Origin of the sequence: Pedobacter sp. GSP4 (genome assembly GCF_051857575.1) — a bacterium.
GTDB lineage: Bacteria > Bacteroidota > Bacteroidia > Sphingobacteriales > Sphingobacteriaceae > Pedobacter.
Window position 1 is genome coordinate 13294 of record NZ_JBPZIR010000011.1, and the last position, 15872, is coordinate 29165.

A 15872-nucleotide genomic window follows, 5' to 3' on the forward strand; every position below is an offset into this window, starting at 1 on the left:
TTTAATATGGGCGAACAAAATTTAGGGGTAAAACACCTCAATATAACCGTAACCGGTAAAGTGCAGGGCGTAGGCTTTAGGGAGACCACCAAAATTATTGCCAATCAGATGATGGTTACAGGTTTTGTAAGAAATGAAAAAGACGGTTCGGTTTACATCGAAGCAGAAGGAGAAGAAATTTTTTTAGAAGAATTTGTAAACTGGTGCCACGAAGGCCCCGACCGTGCGAGGGTAGAAAATGTTGCGGTAAGCGATGGCGAAGTAAAAAACTATCGTAATTTTGAAATCTTAAGAAAATAAATTGCTGGGTTATTGAATTGCTAATATTGTTCGGCAAGGAGCTTATCTCAACGCGGAATACGAACCACCAATTAATTGAGATCTTATACCCGATACTTTTATCCTGATTAAAACGAATGTCTGTATATAAAAAGTTTCTTGGGCAAACCATGGTTTATGGTATCAGTACCATTGCCTCGAGGTTGCTCAACTTCATATTAACCCCAATATTTACCAGAAGTTATGGCGCAAGCGCATTGGGCGTTTTTACCAAAATGTATGCCTATGCGTCTATGATCAATGCCATTTTGGCTTTTGGTATGGAAACAACCTTTTTTAGGTACCTGAATAAACACGAGGATAAAAAACAGCAGGTTTATAATAATTCGTTCTTAATTGTTGCTTTTATTGCCACGCTTTTTCTAATCACCGGACTTGTTTTTACCCAGCCCATAACCAAATGGCTGTTAAACAATAACATGTCACACTATCAGGATCAGAAAAGGTATGTACAGTATTTCTTATGGTTATTGTTCTCTGATGCGGTTTGTGTAATTCCTTTTGCAAGGATCAGGGCCGATGGAAAACCTTTTAGGTACAGCATTATCAAGTTTGTAAATATTTTAAGCTATGTAGTGCTGAGTCTGTTTTTTATTTATGGCATTCCGCTTATTATTAAACATGATTTGCCTGGCGCTGGCTTTTTTCAGAGCTGGTTTAGGGATAAATGGGTTGGATATGTATTTATTGCCAACCTGATTGCCAGCGCGCTCACTTTTGCACTTTTAATCCCTGAATTTTTAAAGGTTCAATTTAAATTCGACAGGGATTTATTTAAAAAGATGCTTTCTTACAGCTGGCCTGTACTCGTTGCAAATTTATCTTTTATTATTAACGAAAATTTAGATAAAATACTGTTAGACCGTTATACTACCGAAGCAGAGGTGGGAATTTATGGAGCCGTTTGCAAGCTGGCTATCTTTCTGAGTATTTTCAACATGGCTTTTAGGCTAGGAGCCGAACCATTTTTTTTCAGTTATGCCAAAAACGAGAATGCCAAAGTTACCTACGCAAAGATATTGGAGTATTTTGTGATTGCACTTTCTATACTTTTTGTTGCCCTAACAGCCAATATCGAAATCCTGAAATATTTTATCAGCCGCGATGCCAAGCACCTTGCCGAGTACTGGGTTGGTTTACCTGCTGTTCCCTATTTATTGGTTGGTTATGTATGCCTGGGTATTTATATGAACCTTTCTATTTGGTACAGGCTATCCGATCAAACGCGTTTTGGGCTGTATATTTCTTTGGTTGGCGCCATTATTACCATTGTTTTTAACATCATCCTGATCCCTAAATTCAGTTATATGGGTTCGGCATGGGTTTCGATGGCCACCTATGGTACCATGATGGTTATTTCGTATATCCTTGGCCAAAAATATTATCCTATACCCTATAATTTAAAAAAGATTTTAGCGTATTTAATCATCTCAATCGTACTGGTGTTTTCGTCGTTCTTTATCTTTAACAGAAACATTTATATCGGTAATGCCATGCTAATTGCTTTTGTTGCAGGTATTGCCTATTTTGAAAAAAATGAGCTGATGAAAGTTTTGAAAAAAAGCTAGTTTTTTGTACCGGCACTTTGCCTTAACGATCCATCAAGCATTAATCAATACAAATGGAAATAAAAATCATCAATACATCCGAACACCCTTTGCCACAGTACGAAACCACCCATGCCGCGGGGATGGATTTGAGGGCGGCTATTGCCGAAGAAATTATCCTTAAACCTTTGCAGCGCCTATTGGTGCCAACCGGATTGTTTATCGAATTACCTGTTGGGTATGAAGCGCAGATCAGGCCTAGAAGTGGGCTGGCGTATAAACATGGCATCAGCATAGTAAATGCACCTGGCACAATTGATGCAGATTATCGTGGCGAAGTAAAGGTTTTATTGGTAAATTTATCTGATACTGATTTTAAGATCGTTAATGGAGACCGGATTGCGCAAATGGTAGTGGCCAAACACGAAACCGTTAGCTGGAATGCCGTTGATGAGCTTGGCGAAACTGCAAGGGGCGAAGGTGGTTATGGCCATACGGGTAAATAAGTTTGCAATTTTCAGTTTGCAGTTTCAGTCTGGAGTTAACTTTTTGATGAATAAAAGGTATGAAATATAAAGTGCATTTTCTTGTCGGGGCTACTTTATTTAGCTTTCAGGCCTTTGGGCAGGGAACGACTTTACCGGCTACCAATCGCGATAGCAATATGGTAAAGCAATTGTTCTTTGCGGGGCTGCGCGAAAAAATGTCTGAAAACTATGTGGTGGCCTCAACCAACTTCAATAAAATTGTTGGCTTAGATCCGAATAACCATGCCGCTTATTTTGAGCTGGCCAATGCCAACCTGCGTTTGGATAAACTTTCGGATGCCGAACAGAATATCAAACAGGCCATAAAAATAAATGCCAACAATGTATGGTACTGGCGTTTACTGGGCGAGGTGTACAAGCGGAACAATAAAATGCCCGAACTGGTTGAGGTATTTAATTCATTGATCCGTATCGAGCCAGAAAACGATGCCTATTATTTTGATAAAGCCAATGCGCAGTTTTTATCCAACCAGGTAGATGCGGCAAAAAAAACATATAATGAAATTCAGGCCAAGTTTGGCGAATCAAAAGAGCTCCTTGTTGCCAAGAGAAGACTGGAATCAAACGGTAGTGCTACAGATAGCGATATTGTAAAATTGCTGGAAGGCAACCAGGCCGATGTAAAAAACTACCTCTATGCTGCTGGCCTGCTTTTGCAAAAAGGCAACGATGCTGAGGCGTTGAAAGTGTTAACCAAAGCACAGCAGCTTGAGCCGAATAATTTTGAGGTAAACCTGGCCCTGGCCGATATTTACCGCAGGCAAAAAAATGATGAAGCAGCATTTTCGGCATTAAAAATGGCTTTCGAAAGCAGTGAAATGCCGCTTACCGAAAAAGTTAAAATTATTGCAGCGCTTTTTTCAAAGCTTAACCAGCCGGTTGTAGCCAAAAATGTAACCGAACTGAGTAAAACAGTTGCCGAAAAAAATCCAACAGATGCCAAGGCACTGGCGCTTTATGGCGATGTACTTTACCAGCAGAACAAATTAAACGAGGCGTTGGTTCAATATCAGGCCGCTTTAAAACTTAACGAACAGGTGTACATCGTTTGGGAACAGGTAATTAATATACAAACTTTGCTCGGCCATTATGATGAAGCGGTAAAAGTTGGAGATGAGGCTTTAACCATTTATCCAAATCAGGCCAGTTTATATTATTACATGGCTTATGCTTTGTTTAAAACCGGTAAATATGATACTGCTTTGAGCAACCTTAAAACTTCCCTGCAGCTGGATGTAGAAAATAAAAGTTTACAGGCACAGATTTATGCTTTGCAGGGTGATATTTTTATCAATCAGAATAATTTTGCACAGGCCAAAACTGCTTTTGAAAAAGCGATTTCCATTGAGCCGGATAATTACCTGATCATGAATAATTATGCCTATTATTTAGCGTTAAGAAACGACGATTTAAGCAAAGCTGCAAAATACGCAGAAACAGCTGCCAATGCAATGCCCAATAATGCGTCTATTATAGATACCTATGCTTTTATTCTGTTTAAACAACAAAAGTATGATCTGGCAAAAACCTGGATAGAGAAAGCGCTGCAAAACAATAGCAGTAAGAACGGTGTTTATTTGGAGCGATATGGCGATATCCTTTTTATGAAAGGTGAAAAGGAAGCGGCAGTAATCCAGTGGCAAAAAGCAAAAGATGCTGGCAACGGCTCAGAAGTATTAAATAAAAAGATAAATGAAAAGAAATATTTTAAATAGCGTATTGATATTGGGAACAGTGGTTTTTGTTTCGGCCTGCAAACCCAAAAAGGAAATTGTAGTAGCGCCGCCTACCAAAACAGAAACCAAAACCGATAATTCTAAAGCCGAAGCCCTAACGCTATTAAACAGTAAGCAGCTTAAGTTTAATACCCTTGCATTAAAGGCCAAAGCAACTTTGGATATTGCGGGCGATGCCAATGATGTAACCATGAATTTCAAAATGAAAGACAAGGAAACCATTTGGGTAAGCATTACCGCCCTGGGTGGAATGGCAGAGGTGGCGAGGGCCATAATTACGCCTGATAGTATTAAAATTATGAACAGGATAAAAAGCGAGTACCTTAAAAAGCCGTTTAGTTACATTTATAATTTTACCAATAAACAGGTAAATTTTAATACGCTGCAGGCTATTTTAACCGGTAATGCCATGGGCGAATTTTTAACGCAACAATCGGATGTTAAACAGGAAAACGGTGTTTGGGTGGTTTCGGGCAGCAAATCGGAACTGGATTACAAATTGCTTTTTAATACCCTTTTTAAAGTATCGGAAACCAATTTAAACGATGCCAAGAACGGACAGGCCTTAAAGGTTACCTACACCGATTACCAAAAACTGAACGAATCGCTGTTTCCGAGCGCCATGCAGATCAAAACACTTTCTAAAGCGAAGAAAATAAATATCGACCTTCAGTTTGTGAAAATTGACGGCAATGTTCCGGTAGATTTTCCGTTTACTGTACCAAAGAGATTCGCCATCGTAAAATAAAACCGGATAATTTTTGCAAACAGGGCTGCTCATCTTCCGATCAACCATGAGCATGAAGATTGGGTGAAGACTGTTCTGTTATAAGTAATTATGATCTGAGTATCTCGATTTTAATATTTTTTACTGCAAAATTTTTATACTTTTGGCTTAATGAAGCTACAGAAACTCCTATTTATCCTTTTTTTAAGCGTGTTGACCCTCTCGGCGGCAGCACAAACTGAAAGCCAGCTCAGAAGGAAAAAAGAAGCTATACAACGCGAAATTGAACAACTTCAAAAGAATTTAAACAAAACTGCCAGTGGTAAAAAGCTAACCATCCAGCAGATTAATACCATAAATGCCCAGATCAGGCTGCGCCAGGATAAGATCGGAACCATCAACTCCGAAATAAAAAACTTGGATAATCAAATCTCTCAGAACACTAATACCGTACATACGTTGCAGGGTCAGTTAGGCGACCTTAAAAAAGAGTATGCCGGAATGATCCGTTTTGCGCAGCGCAATAGAAACTCGTACGACAAGATGATGTTTATTTTCGCTGCAAAAGATTTTAACCAGGCGTATAAAAGGATAAAATATTTACAGCAGTTTAGTCAATACCGTAAAAAACAGGCTGGTTATATAGAAAATACACAGCAAGACCTGAACGGGAAGATAAAAGTACTCGATAAAACGCTTAGGGAAAAAAGTGATCTGTTAAAAGAGCAGGAAAGAGAACGTGAGCGTTTAGGAAAAAATAAAAATGAACAGGCTGTAGTGTTAAATCAGCTTAGCAAACAGGAGAAGCAATTTAAACAGGATATTAACAGCCGTAAAAAGCAACAGGCGCAGATAGATGCAGCGATAAAGGCAGCCATTCAGCGTGCAATTGAAGCCGCTAGAAGAAAGGCTATTGAAGAAGCCAGAATTGCAGCGGCCAAGGCAGCGGCAGAGGCTAAAGCTGCAGCAGATAAAGCAAGGGCCGAGAATAGGCCGGTACCAACTGCACCGACAGCGCCAACGGCAAAAGCAAAATCAACCAGTGAGTTATTAACTGCTACACCAGAAGCAGCCAGATTATCAGCAGGTTTTGAAAACAACAGGGGGCGCTTACCTTGGCCGGTAGCTACCGGAACCATAACTGAAAGGTTTGGACTGCACAAGGTAGATTTAGCCAGTTATACCAACGACGGTATAGATATTACAACAGCAGATGGTGCAGCTGTTAGGGCTGTGTTTGCAGGCAAGGTTGCCGCGGTACAGGTAGTAATGGGCCGGACAGTGGTGCTGATTAACCACGGGGAATATTTTACCGTATATCAAAATCTAAGATCGGTTAATGTGAGTGTGGGTAATTCGGTAGATACCAAACAAACAATAGGTGTTGTTGCAAATACCGGTGATGACGCAGTATTGAAGTTTCAGATTAGAAGAGGGCAGGCCGCTCTAAATCCAGAAGCCTGGATTAGTAAATAAAGTTAAGACAAGTTAAAATGTCTATATTTGTATAAATTATATTAGTGATGTATCAAGGCACGTTATTAGAGTTTTTAAACATGGGTGGATCGGAGATCGTGCTCATCTTAGTGGTGGTTCTGTTGCTGTTTGGAGGTAAAAAATTACCCGAGCTGGCAAGAGGATTGGGGAAAGGGATCAGAGAATTCAAAGATGCATCTGATGGTGTTAAACGCGAAATCCACAGAAACATCAATGCGATGGATCTAGATAAGGAAGATGCAGAAGAAACAGCAGTTAACAATCACAATCAGCGCCATCATCCAACAGAAGAACCGCCTGTTGATGAAAAGGTAGAGGCAAGTGCAAGTACACCTGCCAGTACACCGGTTGATGATAAAGTTGCAAACGACAATCAAAAAGTTTAAACAAAAAAAGTTATGTTAAATACAACAATAGCAGCAATGCTTGGAACACCAGAAATTATCATTATTGCAGTAGTGGTATTGTTATTATTTGGTGGTAAAAAAATTCCTGAACTGATGAGAGGCTTGGGAAAAGGTGTTAAAGAATTTAAAGATGGTAAAGATGGTGTTGATGGAGATCAGGTAGATCCATCTAACCGTGATAAAACTGTTTAATTGCAATAATTTTTAGTTTTGAAGAAATACAGCTCTCTTAAGGAGATTCAAGCGCTCATTTCGCAAAAGCAATTAACTTTACCCGATTTGTTGGCTTATTATTTTAAGCAAATTAAAAACAATGAACACCTCAATGCATTTAATGAGGTGTTTTTTTTATCGGCCGAAGTTCAAGCTCAAGCGGTACAGCAAAAAATAGAAGATGGAACTGCAGGTAAGCTTGCAGGCATGGTTATTGGCATTAAAGACAATATCTGTTATGAGGGCCATATCGTTACCGCATCGTCAAAAATGCTCGATGGTTTTGTTTCTCCCTACTCCTCTACCGTTGTACAGCGTTTGTTGCAGGAAGATGCCATAATTGTTGGCCGTTTAAACTGCGATGAATTTGCTATGGGCGGTTCAAACGAAACTTCCTATTACGGAGCAGTAAAAAATGCAGCAGATACTGCGCTTGTTCCGGGTGGCTCATCTGGTGGTTCGGCTGTTGCTGTACAGGCCGATATGTGCCTGGCCGCTTTAGGTACCGATACCGGTGGTTCGGTTAGGCAACCAGCGGCCTTCTGTGGTCAGATTGGTTTAAAGCCTACCTATGGGCGCATTTCTAGGTATGGTGTAATTGCTTATGCCTCATCTTTCGATCAGGTAGGTCCTATTACTTCATCAGTAGAAGATGCAGCCCTGTTGCTTCAGGTTTTGGCCGGTGCTGATGATCAGGATTCTACGGTGTCGGCTTTGGCTGTACCAGATTATCCCGCCCATTTAAACGATTCCAAAAAGCAAAAAATTGCCGTTTTAAAAGAAACCATCGAGAGCGACGCGCTCGATCCGGAAATTAAATCGGCTATTTTAAAAGCGATAGAAAAACTAAAGACCGATGGGCATACCGTTGAGTATGTATCTTTCGATCTTTTGGATTACCTGGTTCCGGCCTATTACATTCTAACCACAGCCGAGGCTTCTTCTAACCTTTCGCGTTACGATGGCGTTCATTACGGGCACCGCAATATGGAAGCAAAATCGCTAAACGAATTGTATAAACACTCGCGTGCGGAAGGTTTTGGTGAGGAGGTTAAACGCCGGATCCTTTTGGGAACCTTTGTGTTGAGTGCTGGTTATTACGATGCTTATTATCAAAAAGCACAGCAGGTACGCCGGTTAATCAGAGAAAAAATGGATAAACTCTTTGTTGATTACGATCTGATTTTATCTCCGGTAGCGCCAACAACAGCCTTTAAAATTGGCGATAATGTTCAGGATGCGCTGGTTATGTACATGGCCGATATTTTTACCGTACTGCCATCGTTAAGCGGCAACCCAGCAATAGCTTTGCCTTTGGGCAATAATGAAGCCGGTTTACCGTTAAGTATTCAATTTACAGCCAAACATTTTGAGGAAGATAAGCTTCTGGCTTTTTCTCAGGCTTTTTTATCATAGTATTATCGTCATTGCGGGGTACGGAGCAAACTTAATGCAAAAAAGCATTATCGTTAAGTATGGCAATGGCAATTTCATGAGTTGTTTTCTAAACATCGTTTAGAAATTATCAAATTGCTGTTCTGGGTTCGTTTAACGGAAAAAGAGAAGGGATTTGTATAAGGTTTGTGGCAACACAAACCACGGCCAATGGAAGTTTAAACCAATAGCCCATGATTAAAAAATTACTTTTTGCTTCAATTTGTGCTTTCTTAGGATCAGTTTCTGCAGCTTCCGCACAACAAACCCTCCAGCTTGATAGCCTTCCGAAAGGTAAAAACAATATTTTCGTGAATACAGATACCGTAGCCGTTCCATTGGTTAACGAAAATCCGTTGATGATGGGCCAAAACTTTATCTATAAACTTAGGCTCGATTCTATTGCCAAAACAGTTCCGCTCCCTTATAACGAGTATGTTCAGCAGTATATCGATATTTATGCCAAGCGCAAAGATATGTTCGGTAAAATGATCGGCTTATCCAGCTACTATTTCCCGATTTTTGATAAGGCTTTAAAAGATTATAATATTCCGCAGGAAATAAAATACCTCACCATTGTAGAGTCGCAGATGAACCCGCATGCCATTTCGCGCGTTGGGGCAACAGGTATCTGGCAGTTTATGTTCGGTACGGGTAAAGCCTACGGCTTGAAAATGGATAATTTTGTGGATGAGCGGAAAGACCCGATACAGGCAAGCTACGCCGCTGCTGCTTATTTTAGAGATGCTTTTGAAGAACTGGGCGACTGGCTTTTGGCCATAGCTGCCTATAATTGTGGAAAAGGCAATGTTACCCGCGCCATAGATAAAGCCGGATCGAGGGATTTTTGGGTAATCAGGCAGTTTTTGCCTAAAGAAACCCGGAATTATGTACCCGCATTTATCGCTGCCGTGTACGTAATGAATTATTCGAATAAACATCAGATTAATGGTCAGGCCTGCAACATGTTCTTGAAAACGGATACCGTTCAAACCACACGCTTTGTATCTTTAGCCACTTTGGCCAAAGCCTTAAATGTAGAAGAATCGGCCATGTTCGCCTTAAATCCATCTTACAAGAAAAAAATTGTAAATGGTACCGACGACGAACCGAAGCGCATTGTAATGCCAAAGCTAAAGGATATAGATTATGCTGGGGTATACGAGGTGCTTAACAATGTTGATGTTGATATGAATATGCAGGTAATACAGGCCAGTACAGATGATGTTCGGGATTTAAGAAAGAAAAAGACCAAGACCATTAGCACAACTGCTGTTGTTTACCATAAAGTAACTTCTGGCCAAAATCTAACCACTGTTGCCAATAAATACGGCGTAGAGGTACAGGATTTAAGGGTTTGGAACGGATTAAAAAGCAAAAGTATTGTACCAGGACAGCGGCTTAAAATTTACGCCAAAAACCGTACTGCGCTAAAAGCACCTGCTTCATTTTTAAGCTATAAGGTTAAAATGGGCGATACATTATCCGAAATCGCTGAAAAATTTGATGGCGCAACTGTACAGAGCATCAAAAGAGATAACCGCTTATCAAAGGCTGGTTTGCAGGTTGGTATGGTGTTAAAAATCAGTAAGGGATAAAATCCTTTAGTCGCAATCCGTTTCAATTTTATCGAAAAAATTCTGTCAGCCAGACTATAGTTGTGGGGAGCACTGTTATTTACAGATTGATTGCTTCGTCAAGATCTAAACCCGCGGTCACTTCTGCCTTGCAATACAGAACCCTTTACTGTAACATTATCATCGATTAACCTATAATTAACTTTAATTTTATTTAAAGTAGTGTTGAAATAAATTAAACTTGCTTTAATTATTTTAACAAAATGGATACCAGACGAGAATTTCTTCGCAAATCATTATTGCTTTCGGGCGCAACGGGCTTAGCAACCGTGATGCCAGCCTCCATTGAACGTGCTTTAGCCATTGATCCAGCAGTAGGTAGTACCTTTTTAGATGCCGAACATATTGTGATCTTGATGCAGGAAAACCGTTCTTTCGATCATACTTTCGGAACATTACAGGGCGTACGCGGATTTAATGATCCCCGGGCAATCAGTCTGCCAAACCAAAAGCCCGTATGGTTTCAAACCGATGCTGCGGGCAATACTTATGCTCCATTTAGGTTAAACATTAAAGATACAAAGGTTACCTGGATGGGATCGTTACCGCACTCGCGCGCCAGTCAGGTAGATGCCAATAACAATGGCAAATACGATAAATGGTTATCGGCTAAAAAATCGGGCAATAAAGATTATGCACATATGCCCCTTACTTTGGGGCACTATATCCGCGAAGATCTTCCTTTTAACTATGCGCTGGCCGATGCATTTACCATCTGCGACCAGAATTTTTGCTCGGCCATGACGAGTACTACGCCAAACCGTTCGTTTTTCTGGACCGGAAAAATTACCCACGATGAAAACGGAATACCCAAGGCCAATATCCGCAATGATGACTTTGCCTATGGTAAACAGCCCTGGAAAACTTTCCCCGAACTTTTAGAAGAGAGCAAAGTAAGCTGGAAATTTTATCAGAATGAAACCAGTTGTGGTGGTGGCTTTAAAGGAGAAGAAAGAGCCTGGTTGGCCAATTTTGGCTGCAATCTGTTAGAGTTTTTTAAAGCCTATAATGTTAAGTTTAAAGATAAATATGTAGAAAATCTACAAAAACTGGTAGAAACCCTTCCGGGCGAAATCAATAAATTACAAGAAGCAAGCCCATCGAGCGATGCTGCAGCCAAGAAGATCAAAACCGATCTGGCCAATAAAATGAAAGCTTTGGATGACGCTGCAGCTGAACTGGAAAAATGGAGCAGGAAAAACTTTGATCAATTATCCGATCAGGAAAAGAGCTTGTTTTACCGGGCTTTTGTGGTCAACAAAAATGATCCCGATTATAGAAGCATCAGTTCAATTAAATACGATGATAATGGTCAAACACGTGAAGCTACGGTACCAAAAGGCGATGTTCTGCATCAGTTTAGGGCCGATGTAAACACGGGCAAACTGCCAACTGTATCGTGGCTTGCCGGGCCGCAGAATTTTTCCGACCATCCGAGTGCACCGTGGTACGGCGCCTGGTATATTTCGGAAGTAATGGATATTCTGACCAAAAATCCTGAGGTTTGGAAAAAAACAATTTTCATTGTTACCTACGATGAAAACGATGGTTACTATGACCATGTTCCGCCATATTCTATTCCAGATGAAAACAAACCCGAAACCGGAAAAGTATCCAAAGGGATTGATACCGAAATTGAACATGTGCGTTTGGCCAATGAGCTTAAACAGGGTGTTCCTGAAAAAGGGGCAAGAGAAGCGCAAATTGGTTTAGGTTTCCGTGTGCCCATGCTGATTGCTTCGCCTTGGAGCCGAGGAGGCAAAGTATGTTCGCAGCTTTTTGAGCATACCTCTACCTTACAGTTTTTAGAAGAATTTGTAAATAAGAAATATAAAAAGAATATCCATCTGGATAACATCAGCCAGTGGCGCAGAACCATTTCCGGAAATTTAACTTCGGCATTTACCCCTTTCGATCCGAAGACGGAGAAACTGCCCTTTTTGAACAGAGATGCTTTTGTTGAAGGGATTTTCAATGCCAAATTTAAAAGCGAGCCAAGCGGATTTAAAGCAATTTCCGATGCAGATATCAATAAACCCGATGCAGGAGCGGGTGTTATGTCGCAGCAGGAAAAAGGCATCCGTAAATCCTGCGCATTGCCTTATCAATTGGCTGTCCATGGTGCAATTGATGCTGACAAGAAGAAATTTCAGATTAGGATGTCGAGCAGCGACCAGCTGTTTGGAAGCAAGGCTGTTGGCTCGCCCTTTACGGTGTATGCGCCGGTAAAATTCAAGGCCGATGGTGCAACCGAAGAAATCTGCAGAAACTGGTCTTTCGCTGTTAAAGTGAACGATGAATTGCAATACGATTGGCCGTTGGCCAGGTTTGAGCACAACGAATATCACCTGCGTTTAAATGGTCCGAATGGTTTTTACCGCGAGTTTATGGGTTCGGTTAACGATCCACTTTTAACCATTACGGCCGAAAATGATCTGAACCGTTTAACCAAGGCCGCAACCGGAAATATTAAGCTCACCTTAAAAAACGGAGGTAAAACCCCGATAAAAGTTAGCATAAATGATTTGGGATATAAATCAGGTCAGCAGGAAAAAAGTGTAATACCTGGCGGACAAACAACTGTGGTACTCGATTTAAAATCGAGTTATGGCTGGTACGATTTTGAGGTTAAAACAGCCGATAAGGTATTTAGGCAACGTTTTGCCGGCAGGATAGAAACCGGTAATGAAAGCTATACTGATCCGGTGATGGGTAAAGTATAAGCTTGTTTTTCAGGGCAGATAGCCGTTTGATAAATTCTATCGGCTAACTGGCCTGAGCCTGATTTAACTTTTTTTGGAGGGCTTTTTATTTTATGCCTCATAAAAAGAATTGTACCTTTGCGCCGTCACTAATAAGTTACTTAATGAGTAATACGAATAGAAAGCAAGATGCGTTGGATTATCACTCGCAAGGCCGTCCAGGAAAGATACAAGTTGTACCTACTAAACCTACAACCTCACAAAGAGATTTAACACTAGCCTACTCTCCGGGAGTTGCGGAACCGTGTTTAAAAATAGCAAACAATAAGGAAGATGTTTATAAATACACGGCTAAAGGAAATTTAGTTGCAGTAATCAGTAATGGAACTGCCGTTTTGGGCCTTGGCAACATTGGTCCTGAGGCCGGTAAGCCTGTAATGGAAGGTAAAGGCCTTTTATTTAAAATATTTTCTGATATCGATGTATTCGATTTGGAACTGGATACCGAAAATGTTGATGATTTTGTAAAAATCGTTAAAGCATTGGAGCCAACCTTTGGCGGTATTAACCTTGAAGATATTAAAGCGCCTGAGTGTTTCGAAATTGAACGCCGTTTAAAACAGGAGATGAATATCCCTGTAATGCACGATGATCAGCATGGAACAGCGATAATTTCGGGTGCTGCATTGTTAAATGCCTGCGAAATCCAGAAAAAGAAAATCGATAAAATCCAGGTTGTGGTAAGTGGCGCTGGCGCTGCAGCTGTTTCCTGTTCTAAAATGTACCTGAGTTTAGGGGTTAAGAAAGAGAATTTGGTGATGTTCGATATCAATGGTTTAATTGATACCAACCGTACCGATCTGGACGATATCCGGATGAGCTTTGCTACCACCAGAAAAGGCATTTCGAATATTGGCGAGGCCATGAAAGGGGCTGATGTTTTCATCGGACTTTCTGCTGCCAACGTAATTTCGCCCGAAATGTTAACAGGCATGGCCAAAAACCCTATCGTTTTTGCCATGGCCAACCCAAATCCAGAAATTGCCTACGAACTGGCAATCAAAACCCGTAAAGATATCATTATGGCTACAGGCCGTTCTGATTATCCCAACCAAGTGAACAATGTACTGGGTTTCCCATATATTTTCCGTGGCGCATTGGATGTGAGGGCTACCAGCATTAACGAAGAGATGAAAATTGCTGCGGTTAAAGCGATTGCAGAATTGGCTAAAAAATCGGTTCCAGAAGCCGTTAACCTTGCTTATAATGCCCGTAACCTTAAATTTGGCAAAGATTACATCATTCCAAAACCAGTTGATTTTAGGTTAATTACCGAAGTTTCTACCGCAGTGGCAAAAGCAGCGATAGCAAGTGGTGTGGCCAGAAAAATTATCACCGATTGGGATGCCTACAACGAGGAACTGAGAAAACGCTTAGGTTTAGATGATGCCATTATGCGGGCCGTAACAACCAAAGCAAAAATGGACCCTAAACGTGTGGTATTTGCCGAGGCTGATAATTATAAAATTTTAAAAGCTGCCCAGATTGTAAAAGATGAGAATATTGCTATTCCGATCCTTTTGGGCAATAAAGATAAAATACAGGCCATTATTGATGAACATGCCCTTGAACTTGAAGGTGTAGAAATCATCGATCAGATGCAGAACCCTGATAAAACCAAACAATACGCCGAAGCGCTTTTCAAAAAACGCCAGCGTAAAGGGGTTTCTTCTATGCGCGATGCAACCAAACTACTGAGAGACCGTAATTACTACGGCGCATCGATGGTTGAGTTTGGCGAAGCCGATGCCATGATCTCGGGCCTGACCAAAAACTACGGCGCTACCATTAAACCTGCCTTACAGGTAATCGGTGTAAAACCTGGTGTTAAACGTGTGGCGGGTATGTACATGATGATGACCAAGAAAGGTCCGGTATTTTTTGGCGATACTACGGTAAACGTAGATCCAACGGCAGAGGAACTGGTAGATATTACCTTGTTATTGGATAAATCGGTTAAACAGTTTAACATCAAACCTCGCATTGCACTTTTATCGTATTCAAACTTTGGTTCGAACGATGGGGTAACCCCGAACAAAGTAAGGGAAACGGTTAACTTGCTGCATAAAAAGCATCCAGAAGTAGTTGTAGATGGCGAAATGCAGGGAAACTTTGCGATAAACAACGAACTGTTGAGAGACAATTTCCCTTTCAGTACCCTTGCCGATGCGCCTGCAAATACCTTGGTGTTCCCTAATTTGGAATCGGGGAATATTGCATACAAATTGTTACAGGAACTGGGTGGCGCAGAAGCCGTTGGACCTATTCTCTTAGGTTTGAATAAACCTGTTCATATTGTTCAATTAGGAAGTTCGGTGCGCGAAATCGTAAATATGGTTACTATTGCAGTGGTAGATGTTCAGGCACAAGAAGAAATTGCTGAAACTTCGAAACGAAAAGGTATATTTACAAAAACAACCAAGAAGTAGAATTACATGTACGCCTATATTGACGGTAGATTGACATTTAAAAACCCAGCATATGTTGTGGTTGAGGCCGGAGGTATAGGCTATCATATCAATATTTCATTAAATACATACAGCGCTTTGGGCGATGCAGAAAGGTGTAAGCTATACACCTGGCTGCATGTAAAAGAAGATGCGCATACCTTATACGGCTTCGCTGATGAAGGCGAACGCCGTTTATTCTTACACCTTATTTCAGTATCGGGAATTGGGCCAAACACAGGCAGGATGATTTTATCATCTATCACGCCGGTAGAAATCCAGACCGCAATAGTTAAGGCCGATTTGCCTTTAATTCAAAGGATTAAGGGGCTAGGTGCCAAAACCGCACAACGCCTGGTTTTAGAACTACAGGACAAATTAAAAAAAGAAGGGGCCGATTCATTAATTTCTATGCCCCTGCACAATACTGTTAAAGATGAAGCGTTATCAGCATTGGTAATGCTCGGATTTGGCAAACAAACCGCCGAAAAAACAATAGATCAGATTTTAAAAGTGACAGAGGGAACGCTTTCGGTAGAGCAACTAATTAAACAAGCTTTGAAAACCTTATAGATCTA

The 15872-nt window shown here is 40.9% G+C and carries 13 protein-coding genes; all 13 read left to right on the forward strand.

Features of this window, described 5'->3' with window-relative positions; genetic code table 11:
• Positions 1 to 6 precede the first annotated feature (6 nt).
• The 13 genes from ACS5PU_RS21780 to ruvA all read left to right on the forward strand — a co-directional run bounded on the left by ACS5PU_RS21780 (position 7) and on the right by ruvA (position 15867).
• On the forward strand, positions 7 to 300 hold the full coding sequence (locus tag ACS5PU_RS21780; RefSeq protein ID WP_439461280.1) for an acylphosphatase: 294 nt from the start codon (positions 7 to 9) through the stop codon (positions 298 to 300).
• 116 nt (positions 301 to 416) lie between these two features.
• Positions 417 to 1907, forward strand: coding sequence for an oligosaccharide flippase family protein (locus ACS5PU_RS21785; RefSeq protein ID WP_439461281.1), 1491 nt, complete (start codon positions 417 to 419; stop codon positions 1905 to 1907).
• Positions 1908 to 1960: 53 nt separating this feature from the next.
• Complete coding sequence (dut, locus tag ACS5PU_RS21790; RefSeq protein ID WP_439461282.1) at positions 1961 to 2392, forward strand: dUTP diphosphatase; 432 nt, start codon at positions 1961 to 1963, stop codon at positions 2390 to 2392.
• Positions 2393 to 2451: 59 nt separating this feature from the next.
• Positions 2452 to 4149 (forward strand): tetratricopeptide repeat protein, encoded by a 1698-nt coding sequence (locus tag ACS5PU_RS21795; protein ID WP_439461283.1) that lies wholly within the window; start codon positions 2452 to 2454, stop codon positions 4147 to 4149.
• On the forward strand, positions 4127 to 4918 hold the full coding sequence (locus ACS5PU_RS21800; protein WP_439461284.1) for a DUF4292 domain-containing protein: 792 nt from the start codon (positions 4127 to 4129) through the stop codon (positions 4916 to 4918). The genes ACS5PU_RS21795 and ACS5PU_RS21800 overlap by 23 nt, the downstream gene beginning before the upstream one ends.
• Before the next feature lie 150 nt (positions 4919 to 5068).
• On the forward strand, positions 5069 to 6373 hold the full coding sequence (locus ACS5PU_RS21805; protein WP_439461285.1) for a murein hydrolase activator EnvC family protein: 1305 nt from the start codon (positions 5069 to 5071) through the stop codon (positions 6371 to 6373).
• A gap of 47 nt (positions 6374 to 6420) precedes the next feature.
• On the forward strand, positions 6421 to 6780 hold the full coding sequence (locus ACS5PU_RS21810) for a Sec-independent protein translocase subunit TatA/TatB (RefSeq protein WP_439461286.1): 360 nt from the start codon (positions 6421 to 6423) through the stop codon (positions 6778 to 6780).
• A 12-nt stretch (positions 6781 to 6792) separates the two neighbouring features.
• Positions 6793 to 6993: a Sec-independent protein translocase subunit TatA/TatB gene (locus ACS5PU_RS21815; protein ID WP_029986031.1), complete on the forward strand. Its 201-nt coding sequence runs from the start codon at positions 6793 to 6795 to the stop codon at positions 6991 to 6993.
• A gap of 18 nt (positions 6994 to 7011) precedes the next feature.
• Complete coding sequence (gene gatA, locus ACS5PU_RS21820) at positions 7012 to 8430, forward strand: Asp-tRNA(Asn)/Glu-tRNA(Gln) amidotransferase subunit GatA (protein WP_439461287.1); 1419 nt, start codon at positions 7012 to 7014, stop codon at positions 8428 to 8430.
• Between the two features lie 212 nt (positions 8431 to 8642).
• A complete protein-coding gene (locus ACS5PU_RS21825) occupies positions 8643 to 10046 on the forward strand; it encodes a transglycosylase SLT domain-containing protein (RefSeq protein WP_439461288.1) in 1404 nt (467 codons plus the stop codon).
• A 242-nt stretch (positions 10047 to 10288) separates the two neighbouring features.
• On the forward strand, positions 10289 to 12808 hold the full coding sequence (locus tag ACS5PU_RS21830; RefSeq protein ID WP_439461289.1) for a phosphocholine-specific phospholipase C: 2520 nt from the start codon (positions 10289 to 10291) through the stop codon (positions 12806 to 12808).
• Positions 12809 to 12951: 143 nt separating this feature from the next.
• Positions 12952 to 15276: an NADP-dependent malic enzyme gene (locus ACS5PU_RS21835; protein ID WP_439461290.1), complete on the forward strand. Its 2325-nt coding sequence runs from the start codon at positions 12952 to 12954 to the stop codon at positions 15274 to 15276.
• Between the two features lie 6 nt (positions 15277 to 15282).
• Positions 15283 to 15867: a Holliday junction branch migration protein RuvA gene (ruvA, locus tag ACS5PU_RS21840; RefSeq protein ID WP_439461291.1), complete on the forward strand. Its 585-nt coding sequence runs from the start codon at positions 15283 to 15285 to the stop codon at positions 15865 to 15867.
• Positions 15868 to 15872: the final 5 nt, after the last annotated feature.